Source organism: Abditibacteriota bacterium, assembly GCA_017552965.1.
Taxonomy (GTDB): domain Bacteria; phylum Armatimonadota; class UBA5829; order UBA5829; family UBA5829; genus RGIG7931.
The window spans coordinates 1-19,591 of sequence record JAFZNQ010000113.1 but is presented as its reverse complement, the minus strand read 5'-3'; the positions used below and the strand labels follow the sequence as shown (position 1 = coordinate 19,591).

General features: G+C 56.3%; 17 protein-coding genes. 8 read left to right on the top strand and 9 right to left on the bottom strand.

The annotated features are described in order from the left end of the window. From wecB to IK083_09210, 8 genes are all read left to right on the top strand, one after another. Positions 1-1,003: UDP-N-acetylglucosamine 2-epimerase (non-hydrolyzing) (wecB, locus tag IK083_09245; GenBank protein MBR4749736.1), on the top strand; the 1,003-nt coding region annotated here is incomplete at its 5' end. Then, positions 982-2,082 (top strand): glycosyltransferase, encoded by a 1,101-nt coding sequence (locus tag IK083_09240; GenBank protein MBR4749735.1) that lies wholly within the window; start codon positions 982-984, stop codon positions 2,080-2,082. The genes wecB and IK083_09240, both read left to right, overlap by 22 nt. A 149-nt stretch (positions 2,083-2,231) precedes the next feature. Continuing rightward, positions 2,232-3,452, top strand: coding sequence for a nucleotide sugar dehydrogenase (locus tag IK083_09235; protein MBR4749734.1), 1,221 nt, complete (start codon positions 2,232-2,234; stop codon positions 3,450-3,452). 212 nt (positions 3,453-3,664) lie between these two features. After that, on the top strand, positions 3,665-4,849 hold the full coding sequence (locus tag IK083_09230) for a GHMP kinase (GenBank protein ID MBR4749733.1): 1,185 nt from the start codon (positions 3,665-3,667) through the stop codon (positions 4,847-4,849). Continuing rightward, positions 4,846-5,583: a nucleotidyltransferase family protein gene (locus IK083_09225; protein MBR4749732.1), complete on the top strand. Its 738-nt coding sequence runs from the start codon at positions 4,846-4,848 to the stop codon at positions 5,581-5,583. The genes IK083_09230 and IK083_09225 overlap by 4 nt, the downstream gene beginning before the upstream one ends. Before the next feature lie 10 nt (positions 5,584-5,593). Beyond that, positions 5,594-6,778: a nucleotide sugar dehydrogenase gene (locus tag IK083_09220; GenBank protein MBR4749731.1), complete on the top strand. Its 1,185-nt coding sequence runs from the start codon at positions 5,594-5,596 to the stop codon at positions 6,776-6,778. A gap of 9 nt (positions 6,779-6,787) precedes the next feature. Next, positions 6,788-7,861, top strand: a complete 1,074-nt coding sequence (locus IK083_09215) for an NAD-dependent epimerase/dehydratase family protein (protein MBR4749730.1) — start codon at positions 6,788-6,790, stop codon at positions 7,859-7,861. Between the two features lie 23 nt (positions 7,862-7,884). After that, positions 7,885-8,991 (top strand): Fic family protein, encoded by a 1,107-nt coding sequence (locus IK083_09210; GenBank protein ID MBR4749729.1) that lies wholly within the window; start codon positions 7,885-7,887, stop codon positions 8,989-8,991. A 252-nt stretch (positions 8,992-9,243) separates the two neighbouring features. On the opposite strand, the gene IK083_09205 is transcribed toward IK083_09210, so the two are convergent. The 9 genes from IK083_09205 to IK083_09165 form a co-directional block, all read right to left on the bottom strand. Continuing rightward, a complete protein-coding gene (locus IK083_09205; protein MBR4749728.1) occupies positions 9,244-9,810 on the bottom strand; it encodes a hypothetical protein in 567 nt (188 codons plus the stop codon). A 38-nt stretch (positions 9,811-9,848) separates the two neighbouring features. Continuing rightward, complete coding sequence (locus tag IK083_09200) at positions 9,849-10,190, bottom strand: hypothetical protein (protein ID MBR4749727.1); 342 nt, start codon at positions 10,188-10,190, stop codon at positions 9,849-9,851. A 1-nt stretch (position 10,191) separates the two neighbouring features. Continuing rightward, complete coding sequence (locus tag IK083_09195; GenBank protein MBR4749726.1) at positions 10,192-10,962, bottom strand: DUF4417 domain-containing protein; 771 nt, start codon at positions 10,960-10,962, stop codon at positions 10,192-10,194. 96 nt (positions 10,963-11,058) lie between these two features. Next, on the bottom strand, positions 11,059-11,484 hold the full coding sequence (locus IK083_09190; GenBank protein MBR4749725.1) for a peptidase: 426 nt from the start codon (positions 11,482-11,484) through the stop codon (positions 11,059-11,061). A gap of 108 nt (positions 11,485-11,592) precedes the next feature. Further along, entirely contained in the window at positions 11,593-11,955 is a 363-nt protein-coding gene (locus tag IK083_09185; protein ID MBR4749724.1) for a helix-turn-helix transcriptional regulator, read from the bottom strand. A 287-nt stretch (positions 11,956-12,242) separates the two neighbouring features. Next, positions 12,243-14,501 (bottom strand): right-handed parallel beta-helix repeat-containing protein, encoded by a 2,259-nt coding sequence (locus IK083_09180; GenBank protein ID MBR4749723.1) that lies wholly within the window; start codon positions 14,499-14,501, stop codon positions 12,243-12,245. A 200-nt stretch (positions 14,502-14,701) separates the two neighbouring features. Then, entirely contained in the window at positions 14,702-16,801 is a 2,100-nt protein-coding gene (locus tag IK083_09175) for a PTS sugar transporter subunit IIC/EAL domain-containing protein (GenBank protein ID MBR4749722.1), read from the bottom strand. A gap of 592 nt (positions 16,802-17,393) precedes the next feature. After that, a complete protein-coding gene (locus IK083_09170) occupies positions 17,394-18,419 on the bottom strand; it encodes a hypothetical protein (protein ID MBR4749721.1) in 1,026 nt (341 codons plus the stop codon). Positions 18,420-18,634: 215 nt separating this feature from the next. Then, the coding region (locus IK083_09165; protein MBR4749720.1) for an extracellular solute-binding protein at positions 18,635-19,591 on the bottom strand (957 nt) is incomplete at its 5' end.

The window sequence follows — 19,591 nt, the reverse complement described above, 5'->3', positions numbered from 1 at the left end:
GCAGATGCTGGACCAGGTGCTTGACGCCTTTGGGGTGCAGCCGGACTACGACCTCTCCATCATGAAGCAAAACCAGACCCTGTTTGACATCACGGCGGGTATTCTCGGCAGCATAAGGAGCGTGCTGGAGCAGGTGAAGCCCGACGCGGTGCTGGTCCACGGCGACACCTCCACCACCTTTGTGACGGCTCTCTGCTGCTACTATATGCAGATACCCGTGGGCCACGTGGAGGCGGGGCTCCGCACCTACGACATATACAGCCCCTATCCGGAGGAGTTCAACAGGCAGGCGGTGAGCATCATATCCGCCTGGAACTTTGCCCCCACGGAGACCTCCCGGGACAATCTTATCCGGGAGGGCAAAAAGCCGGGCAGCGTATATGTCACGGGCAACACTGCCATAGACGCCCTGCAGACCACGGTGCGGCAGGACTACTCCCACCCGGAGCTGAGCTGGGCGGAGGGCAGCCGGCTCATCTTCATCACGGCCCACAGGCGGGAGAATCTTGGGGCTCCCATGCACAGCATGTTCCGGGCCATACGCAGGGTCATGGAGGAGCACCCGGACGTGAAGGCCCTCTACCCCATACACATGAACCCCCTGGTCCGCAAGGCCGCGGACGAGGAGCTGGGAGGCTGTGACCGCATACACATCACCGAGCCGGTGGACGTGATAGACTGCCACAACCTGATGGCCCGCAGCTACATGATCCTCACGGACTCGGGAGGCATCCAGGAAGAGGCCCCTTCCCTGGGCAAGCCGGTGCTGGTCATGAGGGACACCACCGAGCGGCCCGAGGGCATAGCCGCCGGCACCCTGAAGCTGGTCGGCACCGACGAAAACGTAATATACAACACTTTTTCCTCTCTGCTCACAGACAAAGAGGAGTATAACAAAATGGCGCAGGCCTCCAACCCCTACGGGGACGGGCACGCCTGCAAAAGGATTGCCGACATACTTGAAAATGATCAATACGAACTATGGAAGCAGACAAAGAACTGATACGTATTGACGATACAGACAGCCGCGGCAAGAACGGCTCCGGCGCGAGCGCAGACAAAAGTCCTCTCATCACCCTGATAATACCGGTCTATAACGTGGAACGGTATCTGCGGCAGTGCCTGGACAGCGCGGCGGCCCAGACCTGTGACAACCTGCGGGTCATCATAGTTGACGACGGCTCCACGGACGATTCCGGCGCCGTGTGTGACGAATACGCCGCGGCCTGTCCCCGTTTTACCGTGTTCCACACTCCCAACGGGGGTCTGGCTGCAGCCCGAAACCAGGGTCTCTGCAACATGGATCCCCTTACGAAATACGTGGCTTTTCTGGACAGCGACGACTGGCTGGAGCCCGACGCCCTGCAAAGGCTCCGGGATGCGGCGGAGGAATGCGGAGCGGACATAGTCGCTTGCGATTATTACGTCGAGACGCCTGAGGGCAGACAGCCTGCGCATCCTGCATCCGCCAAGGCCACGCTCACAGGCAACGAAAAGCTCCGGCTCTACCTGAAAAACAGGGACGTTCTCAACGGCCTTGCCTGGAACAAGCTGTACAAAGCGGAGCTGTTTGAGGGGGTGAGATATCCCGAGGACATTATGAAAGAAGACGACCTCGTCACCTGCCGGCTCATCCATATGGCCCAAAGGGTCGCGCTGCTCCCCGACGCGCTGATCCACTACCGTATGCGGCAGAGCAGCATCAGCCGCAATCATAACGCCAGGTGGCGGACAGACTGCTGGAGGGTCGTTCGCGACAAATACGAAGAGCTGTCGGAGCTCATCTCCGACGAAGAATGCCTCCGCCTATTGGAAAGCGACTGTTTCACCGCCATATTTGCCATGTGGGTGAGCCTGGGGGGCTTCACCCGGGAGGAAAGACAGTCCGCAAAGCCGGCGCTGGAGGAGATGAAGCGCTTTGCCGGCGAGCGCAGGCGCAAAATACTGAGCAGCAGGCAGTATCCCAAGGCTGTGAAGCGGGCCTGTATCGCAGCTGCCTGCGACAACGCGCTGTTCCTGCGGCTCCTGAACAGGCTCTTCGGGTTGTCCCGCCGGCAAAAGCGCGTAACGATGTTCCCGTGATGCCGGCGCAGGCAGGACGGCCTGCCGGAAAGGGCGGCCGTTGAAGGATATATTGAAAAGAGCATAGTATGCGCGCCTCCCGTCCATCCGGGACAGACAGAACAGAAGACCAAAAAACATCATCACTACAAGGAAAAAAGGACGAGACAATGAAAATCACTGTTGCGGGAGTAGGCTACGTAGGCCTTTCCCTGGCCGTATTGCTGGCCCAGAACCATCAGGTGACGGCCATCACCACCACCCCTGCCAAGGCGGACAAGCTCAACCGGTTCATCAGCCCCATACAGGACGACGAGATAGAACGGTTTTTCAAGGAAACGAGAGAAGGCAAGCGCAAGCTGGACCTGTTCACCACCGTGGACAAGGAGGCCGCCTATTCCTCTGCCGACCTGATAGTCATCGCCACCCCCACCAACTACGATGACGTGGGACAGTTTTTTGACACCTCCGCGGTGGAGGACGCCATCGAGTGCTCTCTCAAGTACAACCCGGGGACTCTGATGGTCATCAAGTCCACCATTCCCGTGGGCTACACCGAGAGCGCGCGCAAAAAGTACAACGCCGACAACATCATCTTCAGCCCCGAATTTCTGCGGGAGTCCAAGGCTCTCTACGACAACCTGCATCCCAGCCGCATAGTGGTGGGCGCGCCCGAAGAGCAGCAGCAGGAGGCCCAGATGTTTGCCGACCTGCTCCTGGAGGGCGCCGAGACCGAGCGGCTGAGAGCCGGCGGCGAGGACGAGCACATCCAGACCCTCATCGCTCCCCTCACCGAGGCGGAAGCCATCAAGCTCTTTGCCAACACCTATCTGGCCGTCCGGGTAGCCTATTTCAACGAGCTGGACACCTACGCCCAGACCAAGGGGCTGGACTCCGAAAAGATCATCAAGGGCGTGTGCATGGATCCCCGCATCGGCGGGCACTACAACAACCCTTCCTTTGGCTACGGCGGCTACTGCCTGCCCAAGGACACCAAGCAGCTGCTGGCCAACTACAAGGACGTGCCCCAGAACATGATCGAGGCCGTGGTCAAGTCCAACACCACCCGCAAGGACTTCATCGCCGACAGCATCATCGCCAAAAAGCCCGCCTGCGTGGGGGTCTACCGGCTGACCATGAAGTCCAACAGCGACAACTTCCGGGCATCCGCCATACAGGGGGTCATGAAGCGCATCAAGGCCAAGGGCATCCCCATCATCATCTACGAGCCCACCCTGGAGGACGGCAGCCTGTTCTTCAATTCGCAGGTGGTGAACGATCTGGACAAATTCAAGGCTCAGAGCGACGTCATCCTGGCTAACCGCTTTGACAAGTGCCTTGAATCGGTGGAAGACAAGGTCTATACCAGAGACCTCTTCCGCAGAGATTAGCCAAACGACATGGAGCCGGTCCGCGACCGGCTCTTTTTTTGTGTGTGGGGGATGCGGCGGAAGGCCGAGGTCTTGCGCTCTCAATGATGGGGGGCGTCTTTCTTCCCGGCGGAGAGAGGGGCGGGCCCTGGTGGCCGGCGGCGGTTTTTGACTTTTTCGGGCTCTTATAGTAAAATAAAATTGAAATCAGAACCCAAAAAAGCGAGACTTGTATGGACGCGTTGCACACCTTTCAGGGCCTATATCACCGGGATCCCCAGTATGTGGCCTTTACCCCCTATCGTATCTGCCCTCTGGGCGCTCATTCGGATCACAATCTGGGCAAGATCACGGGCTTTGCCATAGACAAGGGCATCCGCATGTATTATGACCCCAAGCACAACGGGGTCATAGAGGTGCAGAGCCTGCAGTTTGACAAGCGGGCTCAGTGGCACATAGCGGAGACTCCGCCCCAAAAGCAAAATGACTGGGCCGACTACCTGCGGGGCGCCGCCATTGCCCTGGCGCGGCGGCATCCTCTGAACGTGGGTCTGGCGGGCGTCATCGAGGGGCAGCTGCCCATAGGCGGCCTCAGCTCCTCCGCCGCCGTGATACTCACCTTTCTCACAGCTCTCTGCCGGGTCAACGGTGTCACCCTGCCCGAGGACGAGCTGATCCAGGTGGCTCTGGAGGCCGAGACCCTGTACGTGGGTGTATCGGTAGGCAAGCTGGACCAGAGCTGTGAGGTGTACTGCCGCAAGGACATGCTGCTCTACATGGACATGAAGGACGGCTCTCTGGAGACCATCCCCAGGTCCCCCGACATGAAGCCCTTTGAGATAGCCATCTTCTTCTCGGGGCTGGAGCGGTCTCTGGCGGGCAGCAAGTTCAACATGCGGGTAGATGAAGCCCGCAGCGCCGCCTACGCCCTGCTGGCCTTTGCCGGCATGGACTACGGCAAGTTTGGCGAGACCAACCTGAGAGACGTGCCGCCGGAGATATTCCGGGAATACAAGGACAGGCTGCCGGACAACTGGCGCAAGCGTGCCGAGCACTGGTTCGGCGAGTTTGCCCGGGTGGAAGCGGGCGCGGAGGCCTGGCGCAGAGGCGACATCGAGGCCTTCGGGCGCCTCTCCTTTGAGAGCGGCCGCAGCTCCATATACAACTGGGAGACCGGCTCCCCCGAGCTCATCCGGCTCTATGAGATCATGACCGGCACCGAGGGCATCTACGGCGGACGGTTTTCCGGCGCCGGCTTCAAGGGCTGCTGCATGGCCCTTATAGACCCCGCCTTCAGGGACAGCATTCTCGCCCGGGTGGAGCGGGAATATCTGGCCTCCTTTCCCGCCCTGCAGGGCAAATATTCCGCCTGCATCTGCTCCACGGCAGACGGCATCGGCGCGGGAGAAGCCCTATGAAATGCCTTATCCTGGCGGCCGGCTACGCCACCCGGCTGTATCCTCTCACCAAAGACTTCCCCAAGCCTCTGCTGGAGGTGGCGGGCAAGCCCATTCTCGGCTGGCTCACCGAAGACCTGGAGACCTGCGGCCTCATAGACGAATACGCGGTCATATCCAACCACAGATTCGCGGCGCACTTTGAAAAATGGGCCGCCGGCATCCCTCTGCCCGTGACGGTGCTGGACGACGGCACCGTGTCCAACGAGGACAGGCTGGGAGCCGTGAAGGACATACGCTTTGCCATAGACGCCCTGGGCATCGACGACGACGTGGTGGTGATAGCCGGCGACAACCTGCTGGACTTTTCCCTCACCCGCTTTGTGGACTACGCCCGCAGGCGGGATACCGCCTGCGTCATGCGGTATTTTGAGCCGGACGGCGACAAGCTGAAAAAATGCGGCGTGGCCGAGGTGGGCAAGGGCGACCTTATACTGAGCATGGAAGAAAAGCCCGCAGAGCCCAAAAGCCACTGGTGCTGCCCTCCCTTTTACTATTTTCCCAAAAGAGAGCTGCAGCTGGTGGCGGAGGGCATAGAGGCAGGCTGCGGCACCGACGCCCCGGGCAGCTTTGTGGTCTGGCTGTGCGCCAGGACTGCCGTTCACGCCATGGAAATGCCGGGCCGCCGCTACGACATAGGCAACCTGGCCAGCTACGAACAGGCGCAAAAGGAATACAAGGGAATAACCATTTAGGAGTACTATCATGAAAATAGCCATAGCCGGCACAGGCTACGTGGGACTGTCGATGGCGGTCCTGCTGGCACAGCACAACACCGTGACCGCGGTGGATATCATAGAGGAAAAGGCCCGGCTCATCAACGCCCGCAAGTCCCCTATCTCCGACCCGGAGATAGAAGAATATCTGGCAGGCAAGGAGCTGGATCTGACTGCCACCACCGACGGCAGCGCCGCCTACAAGGAGGCGGACCTGGTGATCATATCCACCCCCACCAACTACGACGAAAAGAAAAACTATTTTGACACCTCGTCGGTGGAATCGGTGATAGAGCAGGTGATAGAGGCCAACCCCGACGCCGTGATGATCATCAAGTCCACGGTCCCGGTAGGCTTTACGGAAAAGGCCCGGGAAGAGTTTTGCTGCGACAACATACTCTTCAGCCCCGAGTTTCTGCGCGAGGGCAGGGCTCTCTACGACAATCTGTATCCCTCCCGCATCATCGTGGGCGTGCCCGTCCGCAACGCCCGCCTGAGGAAGGCGGCGGAGGCCTTTGCCGGCCTGCTGCAAGAAGGCGCCCTGAAGGAAAATATAGAGGTGCGCTTCATGAATCCCACCGAGGCGGAGGCCGTGAAGCTCTTTGCCAACACCTATCTGGCCCTCAGAGTGTCCTTTTTCAACGAGCTGGACACCTACGCCGCCATCAGAGGCCTGGACTCCAGGTCCATCATCGAAGGCGTGGGGCTGGACCCCCGCATAGGCACCCACTACAACAACCCCTCCTTTGGCTACGGCGGCTACTGCCTGCCCAAGGACACCAAGCAGCTGCTGGCCAACTATGACGACGTGCCCCAGAACATCATCTCCGCCATAGTGGCCGCCAACAGCACCCGCAAGGACTTCATAGCCGACCAGCTCATAGCCAAAAACCCCCGGACCGTGGGCGTGTATCGGCTCACCATGAAGGCCGGCTCGGACAACTTCCGCCAGTCTTCCATCCAGGGGGTCATGAAGCGGGTCAAGGCCAAGGGCATCGAGGTCATCATCTACGAGCCCACCATGAAGGAGGACAGCTTCTTCAACAGCAAGGTCATCAGAGACCTGGACGAATTCAAACAAAAGTCCGACGTCATCATAGCCAACCGCTACAGCGACAAGCTGGCCGACGTCATGGACAAGGTATATACGAGAGACCTGTATTTCAGGGATTAGGAGACACTTATGCTGCCAAAAAACGTGGACCTCGCAGGCAAGAGCGTATTGGTCACCGGAGCCGCCGGCTTTATCGGCTCCTATCTGGTGATGACGCTCCTGAAAAAATACGACCGTATCCGGGTCACCGGCTACGACAACCTCAACGACTATTATGACGTATCCCTCAAGGAATACAGGCTGCAGGAGATAGGCCGCCTGGCAGACAGCCTGCCCGGCGCCGGCTGGCAGTTCGTCAAGGGCGACCTGGCAGACAAGGAAGCCGTGATGCAGCTCTTCGACGGCGTCCGGCCCGACGTGGTGGTCAATCTGGCGGCCCAGGCGGGAGTGAGATACTCCATCACCAACCCGGACGCATATATAGCAAGCAACCTGACGGGCTTTTTCAACATACTGGAAGCCTGCCGCAAATACGAGCCGGAGCACCTGGTGTACGCTTCGTCCTCCTCGGTGTACGGCACCAACAAGAAGATACCCTACTCCACCGGGGACAAGGTGGACAACCCGGTGTCCCTCTACGCCGCCACCAAAAAGGCCAACGAGCTCATGGCCCACGCCTATTCCAAGCTCTACGAGATCCCTTCCACCGGACTCAGGTTCTTCACGGTGTACGGCCCCGCCGGCCGGCCGGATATGGCCTACTTTGGCTTTACCAACAAGCTCATAGCCGGCAAGACCATCGAGATATTCAACTACGGCAACTGCAAGCGGGACTTTACCTACGTGGACGACATAGTGGAGGGAGTCGTGCGGGTCATGGAGTCGGCGCCGGAAAAACAGACCGGCGAGGACGGACTGCCCGTGCCCCCCTACAGAGTCTACAACATAGGCAACAACAGCCCCGAGAACCTGCTGGACTTCGTGCAGATACTCTCCGAAGAGCTGGTGAGAGCCCGGGTGCTCCCCGAGGACTTTGACTTCGAAGCCCACAAAAAGCTGGTGCCCATGCAGGCAGGCGACGTGCCCGTCACCTTTGCCGACGTGGACGACCTGCAGAGGGACTTTGGCTTCAAGCCCTCCACCACCCTGCGGGAAGGCCTGCGGCGTTTCGCCGAGTGGTACAAGGAGTTTTACGGGGTGTAGCGCCGGCGCAGAGGCAAAAGCGAGTGACCAAAGATCCTTTCAAAGAATACATAAGGGAATCCGAACCGGACAAACGGGATAAAGGGTACGCCTGGCATACGGCCATCGGCCTGCAGGCTGTTGACGGCCTGAAGACCTCCGAATATCTGGCGCGGACCGCCGTCCGGAACATAGAAGGCGAGATCTCCTTTGAAGAGGCAAACGCTCTTCTGCAGACCTATTACGCCCAAAAACCGGTCCGGGACCGTGAGAAACGCACGGAGGAGGCCGACATAGTCTCCGCCAGGATCGCCGCAATTTTGTCCGAAAGGTCTTTCAGCTTTTCACCCAACGAATATCTCTCCATCCACCGCCGGCTGTTTACGGGCGTCTATTCCCACGCGGGAATTATTCGCGGATATAATATCACGAAAAAGGAATGGGTGCTGAACGGCGCCACCGTCCTGTACGGCAGCGCCACGGAACTGAGAGCAACTCTGGAATATGACTTGTCCGAAGAAAAAAAGTTCTCATACCAAAACCTCTCCATGGGTGAGATCATCCATCACCTCGCTGTATTCATATCCAGACTGTGGCAGATCCACGTGTTCGGAGAGGGCAACACCAGGACCACGGCAGTGTTTTTCATCAGGTATCTGCGAGCTCTGGGCTTTGACGTGACAAATGACGTCTTTGCCGAAAACGCATGGTATTTCCGCAATTCCCTTGTCCGGGCAAACTACAACGACCTGAAAAACGGCATCCGCGAAACCACCGGGTATCTGGAGATATTTCTGCGAAACCTGCTGCTCGGCGAGAAGAACCCGCTCCACAACAGGGTCCTGCATATCAGCGGAGCCTTCAAACCGGACATTGACGGGGGAAAACCGGACATTGGAGCCGAGAAACCGGACGTTGACGGGATAAAACCGGACATTGACCGGCTCTTCCCCGCCAAAACCGCATGCCATATCCGCAGCCTGCGCCGGGCGTTTCCCGGACAAACGGTCTTCGGCCGTTCTAACGTGATGGAAATACTTGGTATCAAAGCGTCCGGAGCGTCGGAACTCCTGAAAAAGCTAAAGACTTCGGGCATCATCGAGCCTGTGGCGGGCCATGGAAAAGGCAAATACAGATTCAGACGGAATTAACCCTGTCTCCCCCGCAAACACCCCGGCGCCGCGCCTCGACCCCGCGTCATCCCTGCCCAAGACGGCAATGAATCTTTAGGCCGTTTTGGGGCAGGGATCTACCGGGGTCCACACGAATAAAAGTATTCGCGGGGTGGTGTGGAGGGTCCGCTTGCCGCGTTCCTTACTCCGGCTGAGCCGGAGGCGGCAGGTGGAAGGGGCCATATCGCGGGGCAGAGAAAAACCTGCGGCGGGCCTGCGCCCGCCGCTCTTTTATAAGATCTTTATTATTTCACGGGAACATACACCTTTGTATTCTCCGCTCCAGCCTTCGGAAAACTCGTCTGTCGGTGAGAATCGTTTAATCAAGTCGTATCCCTTTTCCACAGAGATATTTTCCGAGAACCAAATATTTTTTTCGAACGATAGTTCATTTCCGTCTTTCATCCTGAAAATAATGCCTCTTGTCAACATAACATCGTAGGTTTGAACGCTGTATCTATACAGCTTCTGATGCTCGTTGACAACATCGATCTCTGCGATAATATCATTTACCGGCATTTCAATCATCTGTTGACTCTGGATTTTCGATTTGATCTCATCAAACGGAATTGCCTTTATTCTGAAGACTGCAACATCTTCATTTTCTCCATAATAATCCATTTTTTCGACAAAGTTGGTAAAAGCAAATGATTCGTCTTCGATCAGCAAGCCGACCAATCCGTAAACTGATGTCGAGAACTCCAATGGGTCATGTTTATAAACAACCATTTTCTTCCCTATCATCCGCTTTATCAACCCCATTTCCTTCGCTGAAAATCGAATATCTATAGCTTTCATTTTTTTGAACCCTTTACAAAATGCATCTTTTGTCCTTTTTATCCGCCAGTGTGAGTGCTTGGCTTGATATTGATATCCACCGCCGGAGTTCCGTCCGAATGCGAAACAGCACGAAATGTAATAATTGTTCCATCAGCCATTTTTGTGATACTCATATTGCTGTCAATGATTTCTTCTATGCCACCATATGCGATAGTATCATAAAAATCTTTTGCAGCAGCAAGGTTGTCGTCAGTTTCTATATTTCTTATTCTTTCATTACCTGATTTCCCTCTTTTGCCGAACCACCCGTCATTATATTCGTACTTTGATGATGCCGCCAGTATGTTTTGCCCGACACTTCGGTAATACCTTGAATTTCCTTTATAGCCAGTTCCCATTCTAAGCCTTCTCCCTTATATGCGTTTGTTCAAAATCACTTGGATACCGATAGTGAGGGACACTGTCTATAAAACTGCCGAAAATGTCATCCGGCATATAACCATGGACAAGGACTGATGTTGGATGTATAGTGTCTAATGCTGCCTCCATTCCGGTTTTGAACATTCGCCGTTCATCTTTTGTTTTGATGCAGCCATGAGTGCTGACGGCGATAATACTTCCCTCAGGCACGCCAAGAAAACAATATTCAAAGCTCGACTCATCGCTCCATCTGATATTGGGGATAACCGGAATTCCATTCTTCTGCAAGAAGAATCCAACTGCCCTGTTCATATAGGTGTTGGTTTGCTGCAAGCAAGAGGACTGGCCTATCAGCATAGAGCAATCCGGAGTAATTACTCCGTCATACAGCTTTAGCACATCAAGGTATCTCCGCGTAGCGTAAAGAACTCCGGAAAAACACTTGTCATACATATAAAAATGAATGTATGCCCTCTTATTACCGGAAGTCTTTGCTTTGCCAAAAGATACCAGTCTTTGGGAATCCGGGCATTGCCAAGATCCATGAGCATCGGTATACCGGGATCGCCTACTAAAAATGCGCCTTCGGTCAAATAGGCTTGAAAGCCATCGTCTAATATTGACTTTTTCATAAACAGATAATCTCCATATACAACTCTGACGAAAAATATAGAGTTGTAATATTACTGCGGACTCATCGTACAGAATAAGAACATTCTGCCTGAGGTCTCTCGAGATATCTCTATTCATGGCTTACCGGACTACGGATAGAGATATTCGGAGTCAAGCATTGAACTGAATGATATGTAAATCAGTTCAATGCTTTTTTAGCTATCTACAATCATTTTACCACCCCCTTTTTCCTCTGATTCTTGATTGATACCAAGCCGCATTCAGTGTTACGCCGCATTCGTCAACTATCTCGAAAGGAGACAGATCTCTGGTTAAGTCATGGTCGATCAAAAACTCTCCGGCAAAGCACTTTGCCTGCCACTCAGGATCATTATATGCCTTAACCTTCCGATTAGTGAAAATGCGCTGCATCTTAAAACCGCAGCAGCATATAGTAAAGAAATGACCGATTTCATGAGCAACAGTCATCCTGTCCTGACCCGCCCCTTTGCAAGCCCGTTCATAAACACTTTCTTTGATAGTTATATGACCGGTCAATATGTCTGTCTCTGCATGTGTTTCAGGAGGAAGAGCGTTGTCGGGAACTATTTCATAACTGAAATTATCAAATAGTTCTGACAGTACATCCAGCAGTTCCACGATTGGGACCCACAGTTTGTCTTCTATTGAGAGCGCACAACGAAGACGCTTCGCAAGTAAACGCAAGTCTGTTCTCGATTTAGCCTCGACAGTATATTCCTGCAATATCTAATCCTCCTTTCTTCTATCAAGAAGCTCTACAATCTTTTTTGAGGTTTCATCGTCAAGAGAATCAAACCTTCGGGCAAGGGTAACTGCCAAGTTTACGCAATCCCTGGTCTTGTTCCGAATGCTCAATTCAACAATATCACCTGATTCCAGAATAGCATTTCGCAATTCCGACAGCTGCATATCGTCCAGAGAGTATATTATTCTCAGTTTCTCAACCCATGAATCCGGAAACTTCTTTTTGCCGTTTTCGACTGCCGAAAGAAATGCAGACGAGACATTCAGTTTATTTGCCATATCACGAAGCAGTTCCCTTCGGTCTATTCGCAGTTTTCTCAAAAAGACTCCTATGCTGTTTATCATACCATCCTCCGAAACCTTTTGCGGTTAATTTAATTGTACCACATTCCGTTAAGTATGTCAACCTTGTTGAGATTATTTTATTGTTTGAGTATTTGTAAGGCCTATACAGCTGTCATTAACCCAAGATACCGCTTCTGCTGTATCCCATTGCCGTTTGGGCCTGGATGTCGTGATGCGCCAAGTAACAACGGGGTACAAACCGGACATTGACTGGGCCGGGGATATGACAAGAGAGCGGCGGGCACAAGCCCGCCGCTCGTCACTCTTTCTTCACTGTTTCTCCCGGCTCAGTACTTCTCGGGTTTCCCCTTGTAGTCGCCGGTCACGTCAATGCCGGCGACGGACCGGACCCTGATGGGGGTCTCGCAGCCTGCCACCGTATTGTTCTCGATGAAGGCCTTTGCCCGGGCCCCCGGGGAATCGCAGGAGACCTGTATCCCCGTATCGGCGTCTTTGCCGTTGACCTTGTTGCCCGTGACCTTCAGGGAGGTCTCCTGGGGGCCTCTGGTCTCTGCCAGCAGTATGACCCCGGGCTTTTCGGAGGAGGTCCACTCAAAGCGGTTGTTCTCCACCTCCACGTTGTAGATGTTGTTGCCCACCGTGGTGAGGCAGGTGTTCCGGCAGGTATTGTTGCGGAACACGAAGCGCTTCATGGCGCTGAAGGCATTCACCTTGCCCATGGTCTTGCTCTCGAAGGTGCAGCCCTCGAAGACGATCTCCTGGGCGCCCGCCATCTGGGTGGCGTTGCTGTTCATATAGTGGTGATCCCCCGGGGTCCCGGCCTTGCCGGTGAGCACGGACAGGCAATTTTTGAACTCTATCCTGCCGGTGCAGTACTGGAAGGTGGCGTAGTTGCCGTTGACGCAGTCGTACACCTTGCAGTTTTCGGCCCGGCAGTTGCGGGAGCCCTCAAAATCGATGCCCACGTCGCCGCAGTCGGACACCTGGCAGTCCCTGATGACCACGTTCTCGCCAAAGCTGCCCCATATGCCGCCGCCGGCCACGTTCCGGGCCCGGCAGCCGATGATCCTGCCGTTGGAGAGGGCGCCGTAGTTTTCGGGCTTGCCGCCCCGGCTGTAGTCGCTGTCGCCGCCCCAGAACTGGATGCCCTGATAGCAGTTGGCCACGTGGCAGTTCTGCAGGTTGAAGGTATCGGTGTATTGGATGAGGATCCCGGTGACAGCGCCGTCACGGTTGTCCTTGCAGTCGGCAAAGCAATTGGTGATGGTCACGTTTTGGCTCAGGTCCTCTTTGCCCTTGATGCCTCCGGTCTTGTTGGGGTCCGGAGTGCCGTCCCAGGCGTTGACCGTGTTGATGGCGCTGATGACCGCCAGGCCCATGCCCCGGGTCTCCAGACCGGAGAGGGTGAGGTTTTTCACCGACATGCCGCACACGGCATACAGATACTCGGGCCGCTCCGACACAAAGGTGAGGCCGGATATGGTCACGTTTTCGCAGCGCTTGGCGGGCTTGTCCTTTTGGGCCTTGTCCCCCGACACCAAAAACACGTGGGCCGTGGAGCCGCCGCCCCTGACAGACACGTTCAGCACGGCGCCCTCCCCCTTGAGGCGGGTGTTTGCCGGGATATCCACCGGCGAAGACACCCGGTAGGTCCCCTTGGGTATCAGCACGCTGCGGTGCTTTCCGAGGGCTTCCGTCAGGGCTTCGGTGATATCCTCTCCGTCCTTGCATTTGAGGGTCACAAAAGCAGTATTGGCCGCCTTGGGAGCCTTCTTCGCCCCGGCTGCCGCTGCAGGCTTGCCGCCCTGTTTGGCAGCGCTCTTGGCCAGAGCGGGAGGCAAGGGAGGCGTCATGGCCGAGCCGCCGGGACCGCCAAAGCCCATGCCGGGCATCATGCCAAAGCCGCCAAAGCCGGAGCCCTCGGGCCCCATGGCAAAACCGCCGGGCATACCGCCGCCAAAACCGCCCGCAGGCATACTGCCCCCGGGACCGCCCGAAGACTTGCCTGCGGCGCCGGAAGGCGCAGCCCCTTTATTTCCGCCGGAGCCCTTTGCTCCGGGAGTATTCTTCTTGCCTGACGAAGGCCGGTCTGCCCCGCCGCCGGGACCGCCAAAGCCCATGCCGGGCCCCATGGCAAAGCCGCCGGAAGGCATTCCACCGCCGGAACCCATGCCGCCGCCCATACGGGGAGCGCCGGAACCGCCGGACATACCGCCTCCAAAGCCGCCGGAGGGCATTCCACCGCCGGAACCCATGCCGCCGCCCATACGGGGAGCGCCGGAACCGCCGGGCATACCCCCGCCAAAGCCGCCGCCTGAGCCGCCCCGGGGCATACCTCCCCCGAAGCCGCCTGCGCCGCTGCCCATTCTGGGCGCGCCGGAACCGCCGGACATACCGCCTCCAAAGCCGCCGGAGGGCATTCCACCGCCGGAACCCATGCCGCCGCCCATACCGTAGCCGCCCATGGCCCCGGCCATACCGGTGGGCGCCGAACGGCGGGAGGTCAGCCAGGCGCCGGCTCCGGCGCCCAAGGCAAATACCAGCACGACGGCTGCCGCAATGATCACTTTCTGTTTCGTATCCATATGTTTCCGGTCCATATTCCTGCCTCTCTTTTTTATTGCCGCGGAGAAAGCCGCGGCGCTATGTCATTATCGTCCTGCCGAAAAACGGCATATTATAATTTTATTAAAGCACAAGGCGGCGGGCTTTGTCAACAAGGCCCCGCCCGGCATAAAAAAAGCAAACCTTGTCCGACACAAAGTTTGCTGTTTCGCCGCAGGGCTTACGGGCGGTCGTCCTCCAAAAACACGGCCGGAGAATACAGATATCCCTGATACAGGTCGCAGCCCAAGCCGTGCAGGGTATCCCGCTGGTCCTCGGTCTCCACGAATTCCGCCAGGACCGCCAGGCCCAGGGTAGTGGCCAGCCGGACAATGGAGGAGATGATCTCCCGGTTGTTCTGGTGGGTGTAGAGCCCCCTGACCAGAGAGCCGTCCAGCTTGATGAGGTCGAAAAGGTTGTCCTTCAGATAGTGGATGGAGGTCTGGCCCATGGAAAAGTCGTCCACTGCCAGCATCAGACCCATGCCGTGCAGGGTGCGCAGGGCCCTGACCGTGTGTTCTCCGAAGGAGAGGGCCGCCTGCTCCGTGACCTCCAGGCAGAGGTTCTTGCCCCTGAAGCCGTATTTTTCGTCCATCTGGGCGCAATACTGCAAAAACCGGGGCTCGACGACGGTCTTGCCCGTGATGTTGAAGGATATCTTGGCGTCCTCGCCAAAGCGTTTGAGGGCTGCCGGGTGTTCCTCCAGTATGCGGGACAGGACCGCCTCTTCCAGCTCGGGGAGAAAGCCGCCTTCCTCCGCCAGCCGGATCACCAGCGGCGGATAGAGCACTCCCAGCACGGGATGCTGCCACCGCAGCAGCGACTCCGCGCCGACGCACTTGCCCTCATAGTTGTACTGAGGCTGGTAGCCCATGACGATGCTGCTGCCGATGCTGCCCTGCATTTCCGCGCAGAGCTCCTTGGCCAGGTCGCCATAGACGTTGTTCATGTCCGTCAGCCGGACCGAGGTCAGGGTCTGCTCGTTGGCCTTGAAAAATCTCACAAAGGAGTCGTATTCGTGCCTCAGGCGCGCCTCGGACTGGTGGTCGAGGATCTTGACAAAGGGCAGATAGATCAGCACGCCCAGCAGGATGTTGAATAGCTGCAGCAGGCTGCCGGCTATGCTGCCGGTGGCGTAGTAGCCGCCCAGCAGCACCGGGGTCGTCCACTCCACCTCCGAGGTGATCATGGGGACAAAGCCGCAGTATATGGCCACATAGGTGGCGGTAAAGCACACCAGGGGCACCGTGATAAAGGGCACAAACATCACGGGATTGAGAATGATGGGCAGACCGAAGACCATCATCTCGTTGATGTTGAATATCATGGGCAGGGCTGCGTAGAGGCCCAGCCTTTTTCTCGCGCGGCTCCGGGAAAACAGGGTGATGGCGATGAGCAGGCATATGGTGGCGCCGCAGCCGCCCATCAGGACAAAGAGGTCAAAGAAGCCCTTGGTCAGGATGACCTGCGGCTCTCCTCCCGCTGCCACGGCGGCCTGGTTGGCCGCCAGTCCCGGGGTAAAGTAGGTCTGCATGACGCCCTCCAGGGTGTCGCTGCCGTGGATGCCGAAAAACCAGAGCAGAGAGGACAGCAGCACCATGCACAAGCCCTTGAAAAAGCCCACCTCTCCGAAGGAGAAGGCCCAGTTGAAGAGAGAATTGAGTCCGTGGAGGAAGGAGTCCACGTGGGCCAGGCGGATGATAAGGCCGTTCAGCGTCGCGAACACCACCACCGTGATAGCAATGGGCGCCAGCGTGGAGAGCGCCCTGGTAAACTCCAGGTCCGCGCCCACCGTGAGGACCCGGGGGCTGTCACGCCGCAGCTTCCGATACAGCCAGTGGCACAGGGACGAGGCCCCCAGGCCGGTCAGGAGCGCCAGAAACATGGACTTGGGTCCCAGATAATCTATGCTGAAGTCAGGCAGATACGCCCCGGCCAGGATGGCAAAGCATATGACGGCGGCCAGTATGGCGCCTACCACGCTGCCGTGCTTGTCAGCCCGCAGCCTGACGTAGGCGTAAGATATCAGTATGGTGATATAGACGGAGAGGACGCCGAAGGTGCCGCTGTACACCAGCCGGAGAAAGCGGAAAAACAGGCCGCCCGCATCGGTCTCGAGAAATCTCTGATAGGCAGGGACCGGCAGGGTCAGCAGGATCAGGGCAAAGGCGCCTATGGTCAGCACCGGGATCATGTTGACCAGAGCGTTCCGCACGGCGCGGACGACGGTCATCTGCTCTATTCTTCGGATCAGCCGGTTGAAGCGATTGAAGTGGTTCATGTCTGTATTTCTAAGAGTTACGCCAGCGCATTCTTTGTTTGTTATATCGATTTGATTCGCAGCCTGGTGCTCTGTCTTGTTTTGACGAAAAAAAAGACCGCTTTGTTTCCGGAGAGCCGCAGCCGCTCTCCCGCGTCACATCGGCGCCGGGCCTCGACCCTGCAGTCAATCATAACGTCATTTCGGCGCCTCTGCAAGAGGCGGTAAGAAATCTCCTGTAATGAAAGGACAGACTTCGGGCAAGGAATAAAGCCCACCGCCGGGGGCTCAGGATCAGGGTCCTCCGGGGCATCGACGACTGGGATTATCCTTACCCCGCTTGTGCGGCCCCTTCCACCTGCCCGCTCCGGCAAAGCCGGAGTAAGGAACGGGCAGGCGGACCCTCCGCAGATCTCTTACCCCAAATCGCGTAATGCTAACGCATTACATATAATGCGATTTCTCACCCCACAAAATCTTCGATTTTGCGGGGCCCCCGAAGTTTGGGCCGAGATGACGCGGGGGCAAGGCGGACGCGCCGGGCAGGCGCTCCGAAGGCGCAAAAAGGCCGCTCCCCGCGGCTGCGGGGAGCGTGTCTGTATTGCCGTTTCTGTTATCTTTCCAGCTTGTGCCAGCCTTCCCAGTCCTTTTGAGCGGGAACGGGCTTCTTGTCCGGAAGAAAAGGATCGTCTTTCAGCCGCCAACTGCCATAAACAGGAGTACCGTCTTGCAAAGCACCTTTTTCAAGCTTCCAGAAGACTTCAAGAAAAACTTCGTCGCCGACTCTGTTCCAATACACACCCTGATAAAACATATTCCCGAAATGCTTTTTCTTGACAGTCTTTGTCGGACTCATGCTGTGGTATTCGGTCAGCTCTTCATCGAACAATCGCACCCTGGAGGCGTATTCCATCCCGTTGTCGGTAGATAAAAATACTATGTCCGGGGCAAGAAAATAAACCTGCTTTACAAGGCCAACGTTATATTCAGATGCAAGATACCAATGATCCCGCATACGCGAGGGAGCGCTTGATAACGATTCTTTGTCCCGCCAGTTTTTTTGGTCAAGGTCGAAATTATATAACAGAATTTCGCCTTCATAACCGCAAAGCAGTCTCAGAAAAGAACCGTCATCGGATGCTTCGGCATCAATGATCCTCGGACTAAAATCGAATGCCCCTTCTGTAAACTCCTTATAGTTCTTAACAAGAGTTTTTATTACCTCATCAGTATACTTCAAGCCGTCGGGACCTTTCTCGCGCAGAATAATATACAGAGTTTTGCGCGCCGATATATCACTCCCGTTTTTGTCAAGTCCCGTTTCGCAGACAGTGCGGAAAACCGCACTCCTGCCGGCGCTTATAGGAAACAGTTCCTCCGAGGTTCCTGCAATACAAGTATTGTTGCGGTAGATGTCGCTGATAATGCCGGTTTTGGCGAGTTTTCTGAGGTTCACTTTTTTTTTCGTCTGCTCTCCGGCATCTGACGAAGCTGCAGTAATGTTCTTGGACGCTTTGGGCTGAATGGCTGTCTGTCCGAATACGGATGTACCGGTATTGCCGGTTTTTCCATATACTATCAAGGCGCCGACCACTATTGCCATAACTAACATTATGGCAAAAACGACACTCTTATTCACATTGCACCTCTAATGTCAATAATATGAATTCACTTGATATTCAGAAAAAATGTCAGGCAGTTCCGAAGAGTCAACCCAGATAATGCTTCCGCCGCTGCAAGGCTTCAACGCTATGGACAAAGCGTTTTCCACATAATATTGAATGGCCGAGACGTTATTTGACGGAGTGTATTTCAGAGCCGCTCCCCGGATCACGGGGAGCGGCGGTGCCGGAGCTAATCCAGCTTGAATTTCTTGCGGCGTTCTATCTCTTCCTGCACGTCTTCTTCCAGCTTTTGCAGGGCCTCCCGTGGCTTCATCCTGCCCCGGATGCACTTGTCATAGTAGTAGTTGAGGCGGTCAAAGATATACAGCTGATAGGGCACCGGCGGATAGTAGATGATGTTGTCCGACTCCATCATGTCCACAAAGGCCCGCTGGGTGGGGTTTTCGTCCAGCCACTGCTGATATATCTTCGAGTCTCTCACGGCCCGGAAGGAGGGCAGCCAGCCCCCCAGCTGCATCACCTTGGCTCCCTCGTCGGGGTCTGTGATGCCGGACCAGTATTTGATGAACTCGTAGGCGCCCTTGGGATTGTTGGCGCCTTTGGGGATCACCAGGAAGCAGTTGCCCAGCCAGGAGTAGTATTTGTGGCCTCCCACCGGGGCGGGGGTAGGCATGGTCTTGTAGTCCTTGGCGTATTTTTTCATCTGCTGATTGATGAGGGCTATATGCCAGGCGCCGGTGTGCAAAAAGAGTATCTTGCGGGCAAAGAAGGGCATGAGGACCCCGTTGCCGCCGGCGTTTTCCAGGCCCGCCTCGAACTTGGCCACCTTGTCAAAGCCGCCGTAATACTCTCTCAGGTTCACCAGATACTCAAAGGCCTTCACGTTGCCCTCGGTGTTCAGGGTCAGGCGGCCGGTCTTGTAGTCCCACAGGCCGTTGCCCCAGGCCGCCAGAAACGAAGGCATCTCCCCTGGCAAAAAGCCCATGGTCTTGATGTTGTGGTTCTTGTCCATGACGGCCAGCTTCTTGGACAGCTCCGTCAGCTCCTCCAGGGTCTGGGGCACCTCGCCCGGCTTGTAGCCGTTAGCTTCCAATATCTCCGGGTGATAGAATATGCCCAGGAGGCCCATGGAGGTGGGTATGGCGTAGAGCTCGCCCTTGTAGCGGGCTATCTTGTTGGTGATGGG

Bases quoted from the DNA above. Each gene is read 5' to 3' on its own strand.
- IK083_09240 (MBR4749735.1), top strand. From the start codon at position 982: ATGGAAGCAGACAAAGAACTGATACGTATTGACGATACAGACAGCCGC.
- IK083_09235 (MBR4749734.1), top strand. From the start codon at position 2,232: ATGAAAATCACTGTTGCGGGAGTAGGCTACGTAGGCCTTTCCCTGGCC.
- IK083_09230 (MBR4749733.1), top strand. From the start codon at position 3,665: ATGGACGCGTTGCACACCTTTCAGGGCCTATATCACCGGGATCCCCAG.
- IK083_09225 (MBR4749732.1), top strand. From the start codon at position 4,846: ATGAAATGCCTTATCCTGGCGGCCGGCTACGCCACCCGGCTGTATCCT.
- IK083_09220 (MBR4749731.1), top strand. From the start codon at position 5,594: ATGAAAATAGCCATAGCCGGCACAGGCTACGTGGGACTGTCGATGGCG.
- IK083_09215 (MBR4749730.1), top strand. From the start codon at position 6,788: ATGCTGCCAAAAAACGTGGACCTCGCAGGCAAGAGCGTATTGGTCACC.
- IK083_09205 (MBR4749728.1), bottom strand. From the start codon at position 9,810: ATGAAAGCTATAGATATTCGATTTTCAGCGAAGGAAATGGGGTTGATA.
- IK083_09200 (MBR4749727.1), bottom strand. From the start codon at position 10,190: ATGGGAACTGGCTATAAAGGAAATTCAAGGTATTACCGAAGTGTCGGG.
- IK083_09195 (MBR4749726.1), bottom strand. From the start codon at position 10,962: ATGAATAGAGATATCTCGAGAGACCTCAGGCAGAATGTTCTTATTCTG.
- IK083_09185 (MBR4749724.1), bottom strand. From the start codon at position 11,955: ATGATAAACAGCATAGGAGTCTTTTTGAGAAAACTGCGAATAGACCGA.
- IK083_09180 (MBR4749723.1), bottom strand. From the start codon at position 14,501: ATGGATACGAAACAGAAAGTGATCATTGCGGCAGCCGTCGTGCTGGTA.
- IK083_09175 (MBR4749722.1), bottom strand. From the start codon at position 16,801: ATGAACCACTTCAATCGCTTCAACCGGCTGATCCGAAGAATAGAGCAG.